Origin of the sequence: Pseudomonas sp. St316, from assembly GCF_018325905.1 — a bacterium.
Taxonomy (GTDB): domain Bacteria; phylum Pseudomonadota; class Gammaproteobacteria; order Pseudomonadales; family Pseudomonadaceae; genus Aquipseudomonas.
Genome location: NZ_AP021901.1, coordinates 4261066 through 4281318 on the forward strand (window position 1 = coordinate 4261066; position 20253 = coordinate 4281318).

Sequence of the window (20253 nt, forward strand, 5' to 3'; positions counted from 1 at the left end):
CGTTCCTCTGAAGTACGTGGACACCTGTGGGAGCGAGCCTGCTCGCGATGAGGCCAGCACAGCTCATAAAATTCTCAAAACAGAGACAAAGCTCTCGATTCACCTCCAAAAAATCAAATAATTTCCTTATATTTCAATCAATTACATATCTGGCACAAAACTCGCTAAAGCCCCCTCCACAGCATCATCACAACAATAACAATCCAGGAGACACACCATGAGTGTGATCATTGCCTTGGCAGCCCTCACGCTGCTGATGGTCGCCGCCTACCGTGGCTACAGCGTTATCCTCTTTGCCCCCATTGCCGCCCTCGGCGCCGTCCTGCTCACCGATCCCTCCGCCGTCGCCCCTGCCTTTACCGGGGTGTTCATGGAAAAAATGGTCGGCTTCATCAAGCTGTATTTCCCGGTGTTCCTGCTCGGCGCGGTGTTCGGCAAGTTGATCGAGCTGTCGGGGTTCTCCCGCTCCATCGTCGCCGCGGCGATTCGCTTGCTGGGGACGCGCCAGGCCATGCTGGTGATCGTACTGGTCTGTGCCTTGCTGACCTATGGCGGCGTCTCGCTGTTCGTCGTGGTGTTCGCGGTATACCCGTTCGCCGCCGAGATGTTCCGCCAGAGTGATATCCCCAAGCGCCTGATCCCGGCCACCATCGCCCTCGGCGCGTTCTCGTTCACCATGGACGCCCTGCCCGGCACGCCGCAGATCCAGAACATCATCCCCAGCACATTCTTCAACACCACTGCCTGGGCCGCGCCGTGGCTGGGTGTGATCGGCACGCTCTTCGTGTTCAGCCTCGGCATGCTGTTCCTGCAACGCCAGCGCAACAAGGCTCAGCGCGCGGGCGAAGGCTACGGCAACGAGTTGCGCAACGAGCCGGAAACCGCGGAAGACATCAAGCTGCCAAACCCCTGGATCGCCGTTTCGCCACTGCTGGCGGTAGGGCTCATGAACCTGTTGTTCACCCAGTGGATTCCTCAGTGGTATGGCAAGACCCACAGCCTGGCGCTGCCGGGCATGGCCACGCCAGTGACCAGCGACATCGCCAAGCTCACCGCGATCTGGGCGGTGCAGGCGGCGTTGCTGGTGGGCATCGTCATGGTTCTGCTGTTTGGTTTCCGGGCCATACGCAGCAAGCTGGCCGAAGGCAGCAAGAGCGCCGTAGGCGGTGCGTTGTTGGCGGCGATGAACACCGCCTCGGAGTACGGCTTCGGCGCGGTCATCGCATCCTTGCCGGGCTTCCTGGTACTGGCCGACTGGCTCAAGAGCATTCCCAACCCGCTGGTCAACGAAGCGGTAACCGTCACGCTGCTGGCGGGCATTACAGGCTCCGCCTCGGGAGGCATGAGCATCGCCCTGGCGGCCATGTCCGAAACCTTCATCAACGCCGCCCACGCCGCCAACATCCCCTTGGAAGTGCTGCACCGGGTGGCCGCCATGGCCAGCGGCGGCATGGACACCCTGCCCCACAACGGCGCGGTGATTACCCTGCTGGCGGTGACCGGGCTGACCCACCGCGAAGCCTACAAAGACATTTTCTGCATTACGCTGATCAAGACCCTCGCGGTGTTCTTCGTGATCGGTGTGTTCTACGCCACTGGCATTGTGTGAGGTTCCCATGACAACCACTCTTTCGGGCAAGACCGCCCTGGTCACCGGTTCTACCAGCGGCATCGGCCTGGGCATCGCCCTGAGCCTGGCCAGGGCCGGGGCCGACCTGATCCTCAACGGCTTTGGCGATGCTTCGGCGGTGATCGCCGAGGTGAAACGGTTCGGCGGCAAGGTCGGTCACCATCCGGCCGATGTCAGCGACCCGGCGCAGATCGCCGACATGCTCGCCTACGCCGAGCGCGAGTTCGGCGGCGTGGACATCCTGGTGAACAACGCCGGGATCCAGCACGTGGCCGCCGTGGAAGACTTTCCCGTGGAGCGCTGGGATTCGATCATCGCCATCAACCTGTCCTCGGTGTTCCACGCCACCCGCCTGAGCCTGCCAGGCATGCGCGCCAAGGGTTGGGGGCGGATTATCAACGTCGCCTCGGTGCACGGTCAGGTCGGCTCGGTGGGCAAGGCCGCGTATGTCGCGGCCAAGCATGGGGTGATCGGTCTGACCAAGGTGGTCGGCCTGGAAACCGCCACCAGCAACGTGACCTGCAACGCCATCTGCCCAGGCTGGGTGCTGACGCCGCTGGTGCAAAAGCAGATCGACGATCGCATAGCCAGCGGCGTCGATCCGCAACAGGCACAGCATGACCTGCTGGCCGAGAAACAGCCGTCCCTGGAATTCGTCACCCCGCCGCAACTGGGGGAACTGGTGCTGTTCCTGTGCAGCGAAGCCGGCAGCCAGGTGCGCGGCGCGGCGTGGAACATCGATGGTGGGTGGTTGGCTCAGTAAGCGCCTGCGAACCCCTGTGGGAGCAAGGCTTGCCCGCGATGAACGAAACGCGGTGTAGCTGTTGAACCGCGGTGCGGCCATCGCGGGCAAGCCTTGCTCCCACAGATAAAACCCCTCACCACAAGATTGAGCCGCTCTATAGTTTGTGTGTGTGTGTATAAAAAATAAGAGGCACCCCATGTCCGACATCCTCTGGCAACCCAGCCCCGAACGCATCGCCCAGTCGCGCATGAACGCCTTTCGCCGGTTCGTCAACGCGCGACATCACCTGCAACTGCACGACTACCCGGCCCTGCACGCCTGGAGCATCGACCAGCGCGAGGCCTTCTGGCAGGCCATTGTCGATTTCTTCGAGATTCGCTTTCACCAAGCCCCCGACGCAGTATTGGTGGAGGGTCCACAAATGCCCAGCGCCCGGTGGTTCCCTGGCGCCACGCTGAACTTCGCCGAACACCTGCTGCGCCGCCGCGATGACGCCGTCGCGGTGGTGGCGCTGGACGAAAACGGCGGCCAGGAACAGCTGACCTGGGCCGAACTCACCGCCCATGTCGCGGGCCTGCAACGCAGCCTGAAGGCCGCCGGCGTCACCCAGGGCGATCGAGTCGCCGCTTGCATGCCCAACACCTGGCAGACCCTGGTCGGCATGCTCGCCACCACCAGCCTGGGCGCTATCTGGTCGTGCTCGTCACCGGACTTCGGTACCCAAGGCGTTATCGACCGGTTCGGTCAGATCGAACCCAAGGTGCTGATCACCTGCGCCGCTTATCGCTACGCTGGCAAGGTCATCGACCAGCAGACCAAGATCAATGAAATCCTCGAACGGCTACCGTCGCTGCGCCAACTGATCGTGTTGCCTTATGCGCAGCCGGATGTGCGCGTCGAGGCATTCAAGACCGCGGCCGCTGTCGCGCTGTGGAACGACTTTTATCAAAGCGGTGGCGAACCGGCGTTCGTCAGCGTGCCCTTCGACCACCCGCTGTACATCCTGTATTCCAGCGGCACGACCGGCGTGCCGAAGTGCATCGTCCATGGCACCGGTGGCGTGTTGCTGCAACACGTCAAGGAACATGGCCTGCACGTCGACCTCGGGCCCGAGGATCGGCTGTTCTACTACACGACCTGCGGCTGGATGATGTGGAACTGGCTGGTGTCGGCCCTCGCCGTAGGCAGCACGGTGGTGCTCTACGATGGTTCGCCGTTCCACCCCGGCCCCGAGTGCTTGCTGGACCTGATCGATCAGCAGCGCATCAGCGTATTCGGCACCAGCCCCAAGTTCCTCGCTGCCCTGGAAAGCGAGGGCCTCAAGCCCCGCCAGACGCACCGTTTGGACAGTCTGAAAACCCTGCTTTGCACCGGTTCGGCGCTGGCACCCCATAGCTACGACTACGTGTACCGCGACATCAAGGCCGATGTTTGCCTGGCCTCGATGTCCGGCGGCACCGACATTGTGTCCTGCTTCGTCAACGGCAACCCGCTGTCACCGGTGCGCCGGGGCGAAATGCAGGGCAAGAGCCTGGGCATGGCCGTGCAGGTCTGGAACGAGGCCGGCAATCCGGTCATGGGTGAAAAAGGTGAATTGGTGTGCACCCGGCATTTTCCGGCGATGCCCATTGGCTTGTGGAACGACCCTCGGCAGGAAAAACTCCGCGCCTCCTACTTCGCCCAGTTTCCCGGCGTCTGGGCCCAAGGTGACTACGCCGAAGAACTGCCCCACGGCGGCTTCTTGATCCACGGACGCTCCGACGCCGTGCTCAACCCCGGCGGCGTGCGCATCGGCACGGCGGAAATCTATCGGCAGGTGGAAAAAGTCGAGCAAGTGCTGGACTGCGTCACCATTGGCCAGCAATGGCAGGGCGATGTCCGGGTGGTGCTGTTTGTACGCCTGCGCGATGGCGTGACACTGGATGAAGCCTTGGAGCAACGGATCCGCCAGGTCATCCGAGCCAACACCACACCGCGTCATGTGCCGGCGAAGATCCTCGCGGTCAGCGATATTCCACGAACCATCAGCGGCAAGGTGGTGGAGCTGGCGGTGCGCAATGTGGTGCATGGCGAGGTGGTGAAGAACACCGATGCCTTGGCCAACCCCGGGGCTTTGGAGCAGTTTCGGGATCGGCCGGAGCTGGCTACTTAAACTGAGCGGGCCCCGGATCTGTGGGAGCAAAGCTTGCTCGCGATGAGCATTGCGCGGTCTCTCAGGAACCGAGGCGCCTATATCGCGAGCAAGCTGTGCTCCCACAGGTGTCGTTGTTCCACCCATGTTGTTCTCACAGAAGTGCTCAATCCATAAGCCCCCACTCACCCGCCGCCGGATCGGCCGGTGGCACCGCGCCCGACTCGGCATGCAACTTCAACCGCAACCGCAGGTTGTTCGCCGAGTCGGCATTTTTCAGGGCCTCTTCCTCATCGATGGCGCCTTCGATCACCAGGTTGAACAGCGCATGATCGAAGGTTTGCATCCCCAGTTCCTCTGATTTCTCCATGATGCCCTTGAGCTCGCCGAGCTCGTTGCGCCGGATCAGGTCCGCCACCGTCGGCGAGCCCAGCATGACCTCCACCGCCGCCCGCCGCTGGCCGGTGTGGGTGCGCACCAGACGCTGGGAGACGAACGCCTTGAGGTTGTTGCCCAGGTCATTGAGCAACTGCGGCCGGCGTTCTTCCGGAAAAAAATTGATCACCCGGTCCAGGGCCTGGTTGGCGTTGTGGGCATGCAAGGTGGAAATCACCAAGTGCCCGGTGTCGGCAAACGCCAAGGCATGCTCCATGGTTTCCCGGTCACGGATTTCGCCGATCAGCACCACGTCCGGCGCCTGGCGCAGCGTGTTTTTCAGGGCAGCATGGAAACTGCGGGTGTCGACACCGACTTCCCGTTGATTGATGATGGATTTCTTGTGCCGATGGATATACTCCACCGGGTCCTCGATGGTGATGATGTGGCCGCTGCTGTTGCGATTGCGGTAATCGATCAGCGCCGCCAGGGAGGTCGACTTGCCTGAGCCTGTCGCACCGACGAACAGCATCAGCCCCTGTTTCTGCATGATGGTGTCCAACAGCACCCGAGGCAGTTTCAGGTCTTCGAAGTGCGGGATGTCCAGCTTGACGTTGCGGATCACCATGGACACGTCATTGCGCTGCTTGAAGATATTGACCCGGAACCGCCCGACGCCGGCCAGGGAGATCGCCAGGTTCATTTCCAACTCCCGATCGAACTCAAGGCGCTGTTCGGCGTCCATGAGAGACTCGGCGAGCCTGGCAATGTCACCGACCTTGAACGCTTCGTTGCCCAAGGGCTTGATCACGCCCTCGAAACGCGCGCACGGTGGTGCGCCCGTGGACAGGTAAAGGTCGGAACCATTCTGGCTCGCCAGGATTCGCAACAACGGATCGATTTCCATGGACTGAAACTTCCGCGAGACATCAATGAAACAAGCTGAGCCGAACATGAAACCCTTCAGACCCACCCGCATGTACCCTCCTCTGAGGATAGTCGACGCCGTGGCACAGACACGACAGCCAGGGATCGCGTGATGAACGCGACACCTGCCGGCAGCGATACGCAACGCCTGATCAGCCAGGTGGACTGGGCGCTGACCCCGCTGGGCCCTGCCCAAAACTGGCCCCAGAGCCTGCGCACCGCCGTGGACATCATGCTCCATTCGCCCATGGCGATGGCCTTGCTGTGGGGACCGCAACTGTCCCATTTCTACAACGACGCCTTCGGCCGACTGGCCGGCGACAAGCACCCCCGGGCCTTCGGCCGGCCGACCCATGCAGCATGGCCCGAACTCAAGAGTGCGACCGAAGGGATTTATCACCGTGTGTTGCAAGGCCAGACACACACCTGTCGCGACCAGCAATGGCGCGTGCCCTTCGCCGGCCGTCTCTGTGATGTCTGGCTGGACCTGACCTACAGCCCGGTGCGTGACGAAAGCGGCAACGTCGCGGGCATCCTGGTCACCGCCATCGAGACCAGCGAACGACGCCGCCTGGCCGTGGAGTTCGAACGCCGCTCCGAGGCCAGCCTCAAGGCCCAGCATGAAAGCGAAGAACGTCTGCAACTGGCCCTGGCCGCCGCCGATGCGCTGGGCACCTGGGATTGGGACATCAGCGAAGACCGCTTTATTGCCGATGCACACTTCGCCCTGTTGCATGGCGTCGATCCCAGCCTGTCCCGCCAGTTGCCCATCAGTGCCTACCTCGAAGGCGTGCACCCTGAGGACCGGGCGATGGTTGCCCGCAGCATCAAGCACTGCATCACCCATGGCACCGAATACGCCGAGGAATACCGGCTGTTGCAGCCCGACGATGAGTTGCGCTGGGTGTACGTGCGTGGCCGTTGCTACAAGGATCGCCACGGCCGGCCCAAGCGCTTTCTCGGCGCGGCGCTGGACCTGACCGAGCGCAAGCGCACCGAGCAAGCCCTGCGCCAGAGCCAGACCGAGCTGCAACTGATCATCAATGCCATGCCGATCCTCATCAGCTACGTGGACCGCGAAGAGCGTTTCCGGCTGAACAATAGCGCTTACCTGGACTGGTACGGCCTGACCCCGCAGGAGCTCTACGGCAAGACCATCCGCGAAGTGCTCGGCGAAGAGGCCTATGCCGCCCGCGCCCAACAGATCGCCGACGCCCTGGCCGGCAAGCCGTGCAGCTTCGCCGTGCAGATGGACCACCGCGACGGGCGCCCGCGCCATTCGCTGATCAACTACCTGCCTCGTCATGGGGCGGACGGTGCGGTGAACGGTTTCTATATCTTCGTGATCGACGAAACCGAGAGCCGGAAAACCGAGGAGGCCCTGCGCAATCTCAACGAAACACTGGAAGAGCGCGTCATCGCCCGTACCCAGCAGCTGGCCGAAGCCAATCACCGGCTACAAAGCGAGATGTTCGAACGCGAGCGCGCCGAAGAAGCCCTGCGCCATGCGCAGAAGATGGAAGCCGTGGGCCAGCTCACGGGCGGCATTGCCCATGACTTCAACAATATGCTCACCGGCATCCTCGGCAGCCTCGACCTGATGCAACGCTACATCGCCGCTGGCCGCACTGACGAGATCGGGCGTTTTACCGAAGCCGCGGTGTCCTCAGCCAACCGCGCCGCGGCCCTGACTCATCGGCTGCTGGCCTTTTCCCGGCGCCAGTCCCTGGACCGCAAACCGCTGGACGCCAACGAGCTGGTGCACTCGCTCGAAGACCTGCTGAGCCGGACCACCGGCGATCACATTGTGCTGCGCCTGCAACTGGCCAGCGAGCTGTGGCCGGTCAACACCGATGCCAGCCAGTTGGAAAACGCCCTGCTCAACCTGGTGATCAACGCCCGCGATGCCATGCCCGAGGGCGGCGAACTGATCGTCGAAACCGCCAATGTCTATCTCGACGGTACGGACATCAACACCCTGGAGCCGGTCAAGGCCGGTGACTACGTGATGATCGCCGTCAGTGACAACGGCAGCGGCATGACCCCCGCCGTGCTGGCCAAGGCCTTCGATCCATTCTTCACCACCAAGCCTATCGGCCAGGGCACCGGCCTGGGCTTGTCGATGATCTACGGTTTTGCCCAGCAGTCGGGTGGGCACCTCAACCTGGACAGCGTGCCGGGCCAAGGCACGCGAGTGCAGTTGTACCTGCCGCGCTTGCACGTTTCGCCGACCCAACCAGCCGAGACGCCAGAGACGGTCGTCGTACCGCCGGCCATCGCCGGGGAAACCGTGTTGCTGGTGGAGGATGAACCCGCCGTGCGCATGCTGGTGCTCGACCTGTTGCAGGCCTTGGGCTACACGGCTCTCGAAGCCCGGGACGCCGCGACCGCGCTCCCCATGCTGGAATCGGACCAGCGCATCGACCTGCTGGTGACCGATGTCGGCCTGCCGGGCATGAATGGCCGGCAACTGGCGGAGATCGCCCGCCAGCACCGGCCCGGGCTGAAAGTGCTGTTCATGACCGGTTACGCGCAGAAAGCCGCCGAGCGCCAGGGCTTCCTCGACCAGGGCATGGACATGGTCGCCAAACCGTTCACCCTCGATCTGCTGGCCAACAAGATTCGGACGATGATCAACCATGGCAACTGACTTGAGGCATAATCGCCGCTCCGTCGCACCGTTCAGGTCACCGCAGCAATGAAAGCCCAAGCCCGCCATATCCTGGTGAAGACCGCCGAAGAAGCCGAACAGCTCAAGCAACGCATCGCCAAGGGCGAAGCCTTCGATGTGCTGGCCAAGAAATACTCCACCTGCCCCTCGGGCAAACGCGGCGGCGATTTGGGTGAAGTCAGGCCGGGGCAGATGGTCGGCGTGATTGATGCGGTGATTTTCAAGAAGCCGCTGCGGGTGGTGCATGGGCCGATCAAGAGCAAGTTCGGGTATCACCTGGTGCAGGTGTTCTACCGGGATTGATCGGGCACTTTGCCAGCGAAGCCTGTCTGTGGGAGCAAAGTCTGTGGGAGCAAAGCTTGCTCGCGATCCAGACGACGCAGTTCTTCAGATCTTGCGCGTTATCGTTTATCGCGAGCAAGCTTTGCTCCCACAGACTTTGCTCCCTTTGCTCCCTTTGCTCCCTTTGCTCCCTTTGCTCCCTTTGCTCCCTTTGCTCCCTTTGCTCCCTTTGCTCCCTTTGCTCCCTTTGCTCCCTTTGCTCCCTTTGCTCCCTTTGCTCCCTTTGCTCCCTTTGCTCCCACAGGTACACATCGCGCGCCCAGTCAGTCCCGGGGCATCAACGCCCCCGGCACCTGGATCACCCGGCTCGCCAACAGGTGCCCTGCCTCGGCCGCCTCCGCCGGACTGCCGCCCAGCAAGCGACTTGCCAGGTACGCAGCACTGAAAGAGTCCCCCGCCGCCGTGGTGTCCACGACACGCTCGACCCGCAGGGCAGGTACTTCATAAGACTGGCCGTCGCAACGAATCAGGCAGGCTTCGGCACCGCGCTTGAGCACCACCTCGGGCGTGCCGAGCTGCGCATAGGCGGCGAACACCGCCTCGCTGTCGGCATGACCGAACAATGCCTGCTCGTCTTCTACGGTCAGCAGCGCCAGTTCCACATAGGGCAAAACGCTGCGGTACGCCGCCCGCGCCGCTTCGATCGAGGCCCAGAGCCTGGGCCGAAAGTTATTGTCGAACACCACCAGCGCCCCGCGTCGACGGGCTTCAACCAGGGTTTCGACGAGTTTGCCACGCCCCTGCTCGCCGAGTACCGCCAGGGTGACACCGCTGAAATACAGCACATCGTAATCCAGCAATGCAGTCAGGATCGCCCCGGCGGCCGGGGTGGTAAAACAATCGCGCACCGCCGCCTCGTTGCGCCAGTACAGGAATCGCCGCTCACCCGCCGCATCGGTCTGGATGCAATACAAACCCGGCAGGCGTCCTGGCAAGCGCTGGACCCGTTGCAGCCCGATGTTCTCGGCGGCCCAGTTTTCACACATGGCATCGCTGAAACTGTCGTCGCCTAAGGCGGTGACATAATCCACCGCGCCCCTGTCGCCCAAGGCACGGGCCAGGTACACCGCCGTGTTCAGGGTGTCGCCGCCGAAGCTTTGCTGCAGGCTGCCGTCGGCGCGTTGTTGCAGTTCAATCATGCATTCGCCGATCAGGGCGATGCGGGGTTTCTGGGTGAGATTGCTCATAGGCGTCCTGATGTTTCGGTGGTGTCTGGAAGGTCGCTATCGCGGGCAAGCCTTGCTCCCACAGGGAATCTTGGGTGAACACCCATTTTGTGTTCACCGTCGATCGATGTGGGAGCCAGGCTTGCCCGCGATGGCCACAACTCGGTCCAAGGGCTAGAAACAAGTCTCCATGCTCTCCACCACCCGCAACCCCTCATCCACCAGGCACCCCACCCGCCACTTGTCGAACGTCAGGCACGGATGGGAAGTGCCGAACGAGATGATGTCCCCGACCCGCAATTCAATCCCTGCCGCCACGCTCATGAACGCATGTTGGTCCATCACCGCCGTCACCTTGCAGCCACTCACATCGTCACCCGCCACCGTGTCCGATCCGGGCTGGTAGCGCTTGAGCGGCACCGGCAAGCCGGCGTCGTAGGCCACGTCGCGCTTGCCCAGGGCGATCACCGCGAAGCCCGGTTCCGGCAGCGATTGCACATGGGCCCAGACTTCCAGCGCCGGGCGCAGGCCTTCGTGCAGGTCGCTGCGGCGCTCCAGGACACAGCACTGGGCCTCTTTGTAGATACCATGGTCATGAGCCACGTAGCTGCCGGGACGCAGCACGCTGAGGAACCGCCCGTGGGCATTCTGGGCTTCGAAGGATTCGGCGATCAGGTCGTACCAGGCCGACCCCGAGGCGGTGATGATCGGTTTGTCGATAGCAAACACGCCGTTGTCCTGCAACTGCACTGCCAACCGCACCAGGGACGCTGCGAACGCACGAATGCCACTGATGGCGTGGTCACCGTGGATCACCCCTTCGTAGCCTTCGATGCCGGTCAACGCCAACGCCGGTTGCGCCTGGATAGCCTCGGCCAGGGCCAACACCTCGGCTTCAGTCCGGCAACCACAACGACCGCCGACCACGCCGTACTCGATCATCACATTGAGCCGTACACTGCGAGAGGCGAAGTAAGCACCCAGGTCAGCGACATTATCCGGATGATCGACCAGGCAGTGGAATTCGAACGCCGGGTCGGCGAGCAAATCGGCAATCAGCGCCATGTTTGGCGAGCCCACCAACTGGTTGGCCATCAACACCCGCCGCACGCCATGGGCGTAAGCGGCGCGGGTCTGCACGGCGCTGGCGAGGGTCAGGCCCCAGGCGCCGGCTTCCAGTTGCCGGCGAAACAGTGCGGGGGTCATGCTGGTCTTGCCGTGGGGCGCCAGTTCGGCACCGCTGCGGGTGACGAAATCTTGCATCCAGCGGATGTTGTGCTCCAGCGCCGCGCGATGCAGCACCAGCGCTGGCAGGCTGACGTCCCGTAGCAGGTGGGCGCCAGCAGCGGCGGCGCCCTTCTCGACGCCGGCATTAAGGATGGCGGAAGGCATGTTCGAACTCCTCGCACACGGCCGCTAGTGCCGTTGCTGTCTATTCATTGATACGACGGGCCAGGTGGTTGGCGCTTTCGATCAGCACCCGGCGGTAGTCGGCGTAATTGTTCTTGGCATCGGCCCGTGGGGCGACGATGCACAGGGTGGCGATGGCCACGCCGTCGGGGTCTTTGACCGGTGCGGCGAAGCAGTGAGTGAAGGTGTCGGCGACACTGTCGAAGGAGAAAAATCCATCGAGGCCGGCCTGGCGGATTTCCTTGAGGAATTGCTCCAGGGGCAGGCGCTCGCCGTTCGGCAAAATGAAATCGTCGGGGTCGATCAGGTCGACGATCTGCTGGTCACTCAGATGCGCCAGCAGCAGGCGCCCGGACGCCGTCCACGGGATCGGCGCGTTTTCCCCGATGTCCGATGAAATGCGAAAATGCCGCTCGCCTTCCTTCATCAGCGCGACGGTGTATTTGCGCCCGTTGAGCAGGCACATCTGCGCCGTTTCCCGGGTCTGGCGCACGATCTCCTGCAAGGCCTGGTCAGCCTCGCGGCTCAGGTCGAAATGCCGCAGGTGCGCCTGCCCGAGAAAATACAACTGGCGGCCCAGGTAGACATGGCCGTCCTTGCCCACCGGCTCGAGGATGCGCCGCTCCAGCAGCGACGCCACCAGTTCATAGACCGTGGACTTGGGGCTGCCGATGCCGCTGGCAATATCGTTCGGGCGCAGCGGCTGGCCGATCTCCTTGAGGAAATCGAGGATATCGAACGCCCGATCCAATCCACGGGCCCGGCGTTTGATGGTGTCTTCGGTCATGTCTTTGGTTCCCATTCAATTGGCCGGGAGTTTAACCAGACTGCTGCGCCGCCTGATAGATCGCTATCGCGGGCAAGCCATGCTCCCACAGAAGAATGCGTTCCCTTGTGGGAGCAAGGCTTGCCCGCGATGAGGCCCCCGCGGTTCAGGACTTCTTCTTGTAGGCCACACAATCGATCTCGACCTTGCAATCGACCATCATGCTCGCCTGCACGCAAGCCCGGGCCGGCGCGTGTTCGGGGCTGAAATATTCACCGAAGACCTTGTTGAAACTCCAGAAATCCCGTGGGTCATCCAGCCACACGCCGCAACGCACCACGTCCTTGAGCCCGTAACCGGCTTCTTCGAGAATGGCGATCAGGTTCTTCATCGTCTGGTGCGTCTGCTCGACGATCCCGCCAACAATGATCTCACCGTCCACCGCCGGCACCTGGCCGGACACGTGCAGCCAGCCGTCGGCCTCCACGGCCCGGGCGAAGGGCCGCGGCTGTCCGCCGCCTGCGCTGCTGCCAGTGCCGTAACGAGTAATGCTCATGGATGTCTCTCCTTATCAATGCAGTTAAAAACGCGTGTTCTTGAGAAATTCCGCCAGGCGTGGCGACTGTGGCCGCTCGAACAATTCCTTCGGCGGCCCCTGTTCTTCGATGCGGCCCTGGTTCATGAACACGATCTTGTCGGAGACCTCGAAGGCAAAGCGCATTTCGTGGGTCACCAGCAGCATGGTCATGCCGTCTTCGGCCAGGCCCTTGATCACGTTCAGCACTTCGCCGACCAGTTCCGGATCCAGGGCCGAAGTGACTTCGTCGAACAGCATCAGGCTGGGGTTCATGGCAATCGCCCGGGCAATCGCCACGCGCTGCTGCTGACCGCCAGACAACTGGCCGGGAAAGTGATCGCGCCGCTCCAACAGGCCCACTCGCTCCAGCCATTTCTCGGCCAGGGCCACCGCCTCGTCCTTGGGCAGCTTTTTCACTTTGAGCAGGCCGAGGGTGACGTTCTGCAACGCGGTCAAATGCGGGAACAGGTTGAATTGCTGGAAAGCCATGCCGGTCATGGCCCGGTGCCGGGCGATGATTTTCTCGGCGTGGCGCACGCGCTTGCCGTCGATGTCGTCGTAACCGATGGACTCGCCGTCGAGCATGATCCGGCCGCCCTGGAACTCTTCCAGCATGTTCACGCAGCGCAACAGCGTGGTCTTGCCCGAACCGCTGGAGCCGATCAGCGTGACCACGTTGCCGCGCTGCAGGCTCAGGTCCACGCCCTTGAGCACTTCCAGCGGGCCGTATTGTTTGCGCAGGCCGCGAATGTCCAGCAGTGGCTGAGTGTTGGAGGGCTCCGTATTGGAGAGATTCGAAACGTCAGTCATGGCAAGGCCACCCGCTTTTCAATGTGCCGTCCGAGCAATTCGATGGCGTAATTGATGATGAAAAAGAGAAACCCGGCGAACAGGTAGAACTCCAGGGTCATGAAGGTCCGGGCGATGATCTGCTGGGTGCTGAGCAGCAACTCGGCGACGCCGATCACCGACAGCAGGGTCGATGCCTTGACGATCTCGGTGGAGGAATTGACCCAGGTCGGCAGGATCTGCCGCAATGCCTGGGGCAACAGGACATACCCCAAGGCCTGAAAGAATGTGAGGCCGATGGCCTGGCTCGCCTCCATCTGCCCACGGGGTAATGCCTGCAAGGCACCGCGCACGATCTCGGCGACGTGCGAGCCACAAAACAGCGTCAGCCCCAGCACACCGGCCTGGAACGCGCTGATCTGCCAGCCCAGCGCCGGGGCCATGTAGAAGCAGGCCAGCACCAGCACAAACACCGGCGTGCCGCGAATCAGGTCGACGTAGAAGCGAAACGGCGCGCGCATCCAGGTCCGGCCATAGGTCAGCACCAGCCCGGCGACCAGCCCGATCAACGTGCCCAACACAATCGCCAGCAGCGAGCACTGCACACTGGTCAGGAAGCCGGTCCACAGCGTGTCCCGGGCGACCCATAACTCATGCAACCAACTGGGTGATTCGTACATGGGACACTCCTAACGGCGGATCGCCAGGCGCTGCTCGAAATACCGCAGCAGCATGGCAATGAGGTAACAGGCCGCGACATACAGGGCCGTGGTCACCAACCAGGTTTCGATCACCCGGTAGCTCTCCACGTTGATCTTGCGGGCGTAATAGGTCAGCTCCGGCACGGCAATCGCCGCCGCCAGGGACGTGTCCTTGAACAGCGAAATGAAGTTGTTCGACAAGGCCGGCAACACATTGCGCAGCATCACCGGCACGGTGATGTAGGCCTTCACTTGCCACTCGCCCAGGCCGATGGCCAGGCCCGCTTCACGTTGTCCCTTGTGAATGCTCAGCAGCCCGCCGCGAAACACTTCGGTCAGGTAGGCCCCGGCGTACAGCGAGAGGGTGATGACGAACGACGGCAACTTGTCCAGGCGAATACCCAGGCTCGGCAAGGCGAAGTAGATCAACAGAATCAACACCAGGATCGGCGTATTGCGGATCACCGTCACATACACCGACGCCAGCACCCGCAAGACCCGATGCTTGCTCAGCAGCGCGAACGCCATCGCCAGGCCGATCACGCAACCGATGGCGATGGACACCAGCGCCAGGGAAAGCCCCAACCCTAGCCCCGCCAGCAAGGTGTCGAAATCGCGCCAGACGGCGGCAAAGTTCAACTGATAATTCATGGTCGGCAGTACCTTCGACGGAGCGCCCGCAAGTGACGCCCCGGGCTCACAGGGTCATTTGAATTCAACGGGAAAACCGATCGCTGGCGACGGCAGCTCGACACCGAACCACTGTTTGAAGGACGCCGCATAGGTGGGGAACTCCACGCCGGTCATGGCTTCATGCAAGGTGGTGTTGACGAAGTTCAGCCAGTCCTGGTCGCCGCGCTTGACCGCACAGGCGTAGGTTTGCGGACTCCAGGCGTAGGCCGGGCTGCGATAGCGGCCAGGGTTCTGCACCATCAGGTATTTGACCGAGGACTGGTCGGTGGCGGCGGCATCGGCGCGGCCGGAGTTCACTGCCTGATACATCAGGTCGACGCTGTCGTACTGGTCGACCTTGGCCTTGGGCAGCGCCTGGTGCACCAGCTCCTCGGCATAGACATTCTGCAACACCGCCACGGTGACCCCGTCGCCGCCGGCCTTGAGGTCGTCGATTTCCTTGTACTTGCTGTTGGCCGGCAGCAGCAGGCCCACGCCTTCGCGGTAGTACGGCAGGGTGAACGCCACTTGCTGGGCGCGGCTGGCGGTGACGGTGATGAACTGGCAGCTCATGTCGACCTTGTCGGTCAACAGGTTGGGAATCCGCGCATCGGAAGACTGCACCACGAACTCGACCTTCTCCGGATCATTGAACAGGCCCTTGGCGACCATCCGCGCAATGTCGATATCAAATCCCTGCAACTTGCCATCCGCTCCCTGGAAGTGCCACGGCGCATTGGTACTGCCCGTGCCCACGATCAATTTCCCCCGCTGCAGCACGCTGTCCAGCTTGCTGTCGGCCGCCTGAGCGACCCCCATGGCAGCCGTCGTGGCCACGAAGAGAAAAACATACGCTTTGAACAAGGAAGGTCGGCATTGCATGGCAAGCACTCCAGGATGAGTTTATTCCGCTATACCGGAACATGGTATGTAACAGCGGAATAGACAGCAGAAAGTGTGCCACAGGCTTGCGATGCGCGGGTAAGGAAAATGGAAAGTCAGGGAAATCAGGAGGATGGGAAAAACAGGCGCCCGGACCGTGGCATCTGCGTGCGACCACTGCTGCTACCGTTGGCCACGACGCACGGGTAACAAGGACTCAAACCGGCGCTGCGCCGGGTACCCGGCGCACCGAAACGGAACCACTGTGGAAGATCCCTGTGGGAGCGAGCTTGCTCGCGATCGCGGTGTATCAGTCAATACTGATGGCGACTAACCTGACGCTATCGCGAGCAAGCTCGCTCCCACAGTTGTTCGGTGGGGTTCCTGGCTTATTTGCGCTTGTAGCTCTTGCTGCCGCCAGGTGTGAGGCAATAAACCCCACCCCGGGGGCCGACGCAGTAACTGCCACTGCCGCACTGGCAACCGTCGGCTTGCTTGAGCAAAGACTGGGGCCGGGCTTCGTTGCGAAGCCCCGGCACAGCGGAACAGGACTTCTTCGAAGCACTGATGGACCCGTCATTGCACAGGAAGGTATCGCCGTCACACCCAGCGATACCGCCCTTACGCCCGGAACACGGTTGATTGGCGGCGAAGGCCGAAGTGCCCAGGGCCAACAACAGGATCGCAACGCAGGTGTGAAGTAAAGCGGACGTTCCGTGACAGGGCTTCATGGTAGCTTCCAGGCCAATTGATAGCCCTATGCTATCACCAAGCAATCCACTGTACCTAACGCCCGCAAAATCTCACCCTGGATAACATCCGCAAATCCCCCTCGCGGTAATAGTCATCACTCCAGCTGTCATCCATCGCCAGCGGCTTGACCTGCTTGAGGGCGAGTTTCTTTGCGAAATAGCGAAAGCGGTAGTGCTCATAGAAGCGCAGCAGCTCCAGCCCGTAGCGGTCGGCCAGGTCGGTGTCGCCCTGGATGATCAGGTAGTTTTCGTCGTTGCCGCTGCTGGCGGCGGCGCTCAGGTTATGGCTGCCGCTGAGGATGGTCGGCGTATCGCTGGTGAAGTCGGTGACGATGGCCTTGGTGTGCACCAGCAGGTTGCCCTTCTGGCCTTTCATGTTTTCCCGCAGCCAGCCTTCCAGGCCGGTGTTGAGCAACGCGGTGGCGGCGAATTCAGCGGTGCGGTCGGCGTGAAAGCCGGTGATGCGGCTCTTGGTGTTTTGCAGGCCGTAGCGCAACACGTCGTCATTGGGTGCGCCGAGCAGGGCGTCGAGGATGTGGTCGGGCAACACAAACGCGGTGACGAACAACAGGTCCTTTCGCGCCCCCTTGATGATGTCTACGAAGCGATCCAGGTCGCCCTCCCCGATGCGCGGCGAGAACCCGGCGAACAGCGCCTGCCCCGGGTCCATGGGGTTGTGCTCGGTCAGCCACTGGCGCGTCGCATCGACGTCCTGCGGGGCGGCCCAGATCTGCTCGAACACCTGGAGGTAGCTGTCGCTCACCCGAGGGTCGTCCAGCACATGAACGACGTTGGCCTGGCGATAGACACCGTTGGCGGTGAAGTTGGTGCTGCCGCACAGCACGGCTTCGGGTTGTCGTGAACCGCTGCCCTGCACCTTGCTCAGCACGATGAACTTGTTGTGAAAAATGTTGTGGGTGACCCGCCCACGCTTGTTGGCCGCAGGCATGTTCTCGAGGCTGGCTTCGTTGCGTGCCGTGGTGTCGTCTCCCGGCTCGGCGTGATACAGCACTCGAACCTGGGCGCCACGAGTGTGAGCGGCGGTCACCGCATCGACGATCACCGGCAGTTCGTATTCATAAATGGCGACATCCAGGGCCCAATTGGCATCCAGCGCCCGATCGATAAAACCGGTCAGGCGCCCCAGTAAGCCATTTTCCAACCAGCGACGCGGGGCGTCGGGCCAGTCATCGATGGACAGGTGCTTGTTGGCGTCGATCAGCGCGTCCACTTCAGGAAACTTGCGCTGGAACGCCTGGCTGGCGGCCACGGCACGGTTGAAGATCACCCGCTGGTTGGCCGGCTGTCCGTCGTCGCTGGTGACGGTGACCTCCAGGCATTCGCCCAACTGCGGTGCATCGGGGCTGCCGTAGGCCAGATGCACGCGGTAGTGGATCGTCACGCCAGGGTTGACCGCGTAGTCGGCCCAGCGAAATTTCTGCAAGGGCGCCTTGTCGCTGGGCGTGGCATGAAACTGGGGAAACGTATGGGCCTTGTCGGGGAAGGTCAGGCTGTTGAACAGGAACAGCCAGGGCTTGTCACCCTGCTGCTTCTCGATGGCAAAGCCCAGCAAGCCCTTGCGCCGGTGTTCGGCCAAGTCCATGGCGAGCAGCACGCCGTTGGTGCCGGCATAGGCCTTGACCCGAAAATCGTCCTGGGCGTTGGTGACGAGTACGCGCATGGTTCACTCCTGTGAGAGGGCCGCCTGAGCATAGTGCAGTGATGCGGGTTAAGGGGAGATCCGGGACCGAGGTGATGCTAATCGCGAGCAAGCTCGCTCCCACAGGGGGACTGGGTGTTCATCCGTTATGTGCGCACAGCGAAACCAGATGTGGGAGCGAGCTTGCTCGCGATGGGGCCTTCACAGTCAAAGAACATTTCAAGTGGTCTCATCGATGTGCCGATACTCAGCCCCCAGCTGCCCCGCCAACTGCCGGGCCCGGCCCAGGCGAATCGGGCCGCGCTCGATGTCGATCAACAGGCACGGGCAGTCGAGTGGCGGCGCCGTCAAGCCGTCCTTCAGCCGTCCGTCCGTCATCACCAGCACCCGCCGCTGCTCAGCCGGGTAGCGCTTGCGCCGGGCTTGCAGCCAACGACCGGCCTCTTGCAGCGCCGCTTGCAACGGCGTCCCGCCTCCGGCGCCGAGTTCGTCGAGCCACTCCCGCAGGCCGGCGGAGGCCTTGAGCCCTTGCACCTGCCAGTTCGGTTGCGTGCCGCTGGCCGTCAACAGCGCCAAGCGGGCGCGCTGTCGGTAGGCTTCGTCGAACAACTGCGCCAGCAGGCCTTTGCCATCACTCAAGGCGCGATGACGACGGGTCGAGGCCGACGCATCGACGATCACCAGCCACAGCTCATGGGGCGACCGATGGCGAGCGTGCCAGCGCAGGTCCTCACGCAAACGTGGCCGACCATTAAGCAACGTCCCCGGCCAGTTCACCGCGCCGCTGGCCGCCGCTTTGCTGCGGCCCTGGCGGCCCTGGTCAAGTCGTCCTGCACGGGGTCTGGCATCCGCCCCCGCAGCCGAACGGGGGCGAATGCCTAGGGCTTTTTTGGCCAGCTCGGCACGTCACGCCGGGCACCGGTCGGCAATGCCCGGGCCGGCAGGTCGCCCCACTGGCCCTGGCCTTCGTTGGGTTCAGTGGGTTTTTCCGCGCCGGTCGGCGCCTGGGACGGTGCCGGTGCCGAATGCCCGCGCCGCCGGTGACGCAAGGCAAACTCGGCGACCGCATCGATGTCTTCATCGGCAATTGCAGCAGCCCCGCGCCAGGCGGCATGAGCCCGGGCCGCCCGCAACCAGACCAGGTCGGCGCGCAAGCCATCGACCCCGGCGGCAAAACAACGCTCGGTGATCTGCGCCAGCGCAGCATCATCCAGGGCAATCCCGGCCAAGCGCTCGCGCGCCTGTTGGCAACGTTCGCGCAATTGTCGCTGGGCCGCTTCCCACTCGGTGCAGAACGCCAGCGGATCGCTGTCGAAATCCAACCGCCGCCGGATGATCTGGCCGCGTTCAGTCGGTGCAGTGTGACCGTCGAGGGCGACGTTCAAGCCAAAACGATCGAGCAACTGCGGGCGCAGCTCACCCTCTTCCGGGTTCATGGTGCCGATCAGCACAAAGCGCGCCGGATGCCGATGGGAAATGCCGTCGCGCTCAATCAGGTTGGTGCCGCTGGCGGCCACATCGAGCAGCAGGTCCACCAGGTGATCGGGCAGCAGGTTCACTTCATCGACGTACAGCACTCCGCCGTCGGCCTTGGCCAACACGCCGGGCGAAAACTGCGCGCGCCCTTCCCCCAGCGCCACGTCCAGATCGAGAGTGCCTACCAAGCGCTCCTCGGTGGCGCCCAAGGGCAAGGTGACGAACTGACCGCTGGCCAGCAGATCCGCCAGGCCCCGGGCCAGCGTGGACTTGGCCATGCCGCGCGGCCCCTCGATCAGCACACCGCCGATCTTCGGATCGATGGCGGCCAGGCACAGCGCCAGTTTCAAGTCATCGGCGCCGACCACGGCGCAGAGCGGGAAATGGGGGGTGTCGGTCATGTTGAATGTCTCATGGATGGTCGGTGGTAGGCGCTGCCGAAGGCTGCGATCTTTTGATTTTGATCTTTCGCTTGAGATTCAAGCGATTGGGAAAAGATCGCAGCCTCGTTGCACTCGGCAGCTCCTACGGAAGGTACGGGCGACCCAGCGGGGATAAATCCCCTTGCCACAGGTCAATAG

At 62.7% G+C, this 20253-nt stretch carries 18 protein-coding genes; 5 read left to right on the forward strand and 13 right to left on the reverse strand.

Annotated elements, in window-relative coordinates:
- The first annotated feature begins 217 nt into the window (after positions 1–217).
- The 3 genes from KI237_RS18780 (at position 218) to KI237_RS18790 (ending at position 4527) form a co-directional block, all read left to right on the forward strand.
- Positions 218–1609, forward strand: coding sequence for a GntP family permease (locus tag KI237_RS18780; RefSeq protein WP_212796514.1), 1392 nt, complete (start codon positions 218–220; stop codon positions 1607–1609).
- Positions 1610–1616: 7 nt separating this feature from the next.
- Positions 1617–2393: a 3-hydroxybutyrate dehydrogenase gene (gene hbdH / locus KI237_RS18785; protein ID WP_212796515.1), complete on the forward strand. Its 777-nt coding sequence runs from the start codon at positions 1617–1619 to the stop codon at positions 2391–2393.
- A gap of 178 nt (positions 2394–2571) precedes the next feature.
- Positions 2572–4527, forward strand: a complete 1956-nt coding sequence (locus KI237_RS18790; RefSeq protein WP_212796516.1) for an acetoacetate--CoA ligase — start codon at positions 2572–2574, stop codon at positions 4525–4527.
- A gap of 145 nt (positions 4528–4672) precedes the next feature.
- On the opposite strand, the gene KI237_RS18795 is transcribed toward KI237_RS18790, so the two are convergent.
- A complete protein-coding gene (locus KI237_RS18795; RefSeq protein ID WP_212796517.1) occupies positions 4673–5788 on the reverse strand; it encodes a PilT/PilU family type 4a pilus ATPase in 1116 nt (371 codons plus the stop codon).
- Between the two features lie 132 nt (positions 5789–5920).
- Here KI237_RS18795 and KI237_RS18800 point away from each other — a divergent pair, with 132 nt between their 5' ends.
- Entirely contained in the window at positions 5921–8458 is a 2538-nt protein-coding gene (locus KI237_RS18800; RefSeq protein WP_212796518.1) for a hybrid sensor histidine kinase/response regulator, read from the forward strand.
- A gap of 48 nt (positions 8459–8506) precedes the next feature.
- Positions 8507–8782, forward strand: coding sequence for a peptidylprolyl isomerase (locus KI237_RS18805; RefSeq protein ID WP_003182808.1), 276 nt, complete (start codon positions 8507–8509; stop codon positions 8780–8782).
- A 302-nt stretch (positions 8783–9084) separates the two neighbouring features.
- Here KI237_RS18805 and KI237_RS18815 read toward each other — a convergent pair whose 3' ends face one another.
- The 12 genes from KI237_RS18815 to KI237_RS18870 all read right to left on the reverse strand — a co-directional run bounded on the left by KI237_RS18815 (position 9085) and on the right by KI237_RS18870 (position 20073).
- Positions 9085–10008, reverse strand: coding sequence for a sugar kinase (locus KI237_RS18815; RefSeq protein ID WP_212796520.1), 924 nt, complete (start codon positions 10006–10008; stop codon positions 9085–9087).
- 153 nt (positions 10009–10161) lie between these two features.
- Positions 10162–11379, reverse strand: a complete 1218-nt coding sequence (locus tag KI237_RS18820; protein WP_212796521.1) for an amino acid deaminase — start codon at positions 11377–11379, stop codon at positions 10162–10164.
- Between the two features lie 40 nt (positions 11380–11419).
- Positions 11420–12184: an IclR family transcriptional regulator gene (locus KI237_RS18825; RefSeq protein ID WP_212796522.1), complete on the reverse strand. Its 765-nt coding sequence runs from the start codon at positions 12182–12184 to the stop codon at positions 11420–11422.
- 145 nt (positions 12185–12329) lie between these two features.
- Positions 12330–12719, reverse strand: a complete 390-nt coding sequence (locus KI237_RS18830) for a RidA family protein (RefSeq protein ID WP_212796523.1) — start codon at positions 12717–12719, stop codon at positions 12330–12332.
- A gap of 24 nt (positions 12720–12743) precedes the next feature.
- Positions 12744–13550 (reverse strand): amino acid ABC transporter ATP-binding protein, encoded by an 807-nt coding sequence (locus KI237_RS18835; RefSeq protein ID WP_212796524.1) that lies wholly within the window; start codon positions 13548–13550, stop codon positions 12744–12746.
- Positions 13547–14209, reverse strand: a complete 663-nt coding sequence (locus KI237_RS18840; RefSeq protein WP_212796525.1) for an amino acid ABC transporter permease — start codon at positions 14207–14209, stop codon at positions 13547–13549. Before KI237_RS18840 ends, KI237_RS18835 begins: the two co-directional genes overlap by 4 nt.
- Before the next feature lie 9 nt (positions 14210–14218).
- A complete protein-coding gene (locus KI237_RS18845) occupies positions 14219–14881 on the reverse strand; it encodes an amino acid ABC transporter permease (protein WP_181291062.1) in 663 nt (220 codons plus the stop codon).
- Between the two features lie 54 nt (positions 14882–14935).
- The gene (locus KI237_RS18850; RefSeq protein ID WP_212796526.1) at positions 14936–15784 is read right to left on the reverse strand and encodes a transporter substrate-binding protein; all 849 of its coding nucleotides are present in this window, start codon (positions 15782–15784) and stop codon (positions 14936–14938) included.
- A 389-nt stretch (positions 15785–16173) separates the two neighbouring features.
- Positions 16174–16515, reverse strand: coding sequence for a YdcA family protein (locus tag KI237_RS18855; protein WP_212796527.1), 342 nt, complete (start codon positions 16513–16515; stop codon positions 16174–16176).
- Between the two features lie 55 nt (positions 16516–16570).
- The gene (locus tag KI237_RS18860) at positions 16571–18217 is read right to left on the reverse strand and encodes a phospholipase D-like domain-containing protein (RefSeq protein WP_212796528.1); all 1647 of its coding nucleotides are present in this window, start codon (positions 18215–18217) and stop codon (positions 16571–16573) included.
- Between the two features lie 198 nt (positions 18218–18415).
- Positions 18416–18973 (reverse strand): vWA domain-containing protein, encoded by a 558-nt coding sequence (locus KI237_RS18865; RefSeq protein WP_212796529.1) that lies wholly within the window; start codon positions 18971–18973, stop codon positions 18416–18418.
- A gap of 101 nt (positions 18974–19074) precedes the next feature.
- On the reverse strand, positions 19075–20073 hold the full coding sequence (locus KI237_RS18870) for a magnesium chelatase ATPase subunit I (protein ID WP_212796530.1): 999 nt from the start codon (positions 20071–20073) through the stop codon (positions 19075–19077).
- Positions 20074–20253 lie beyond the last annotated feature (180 nt).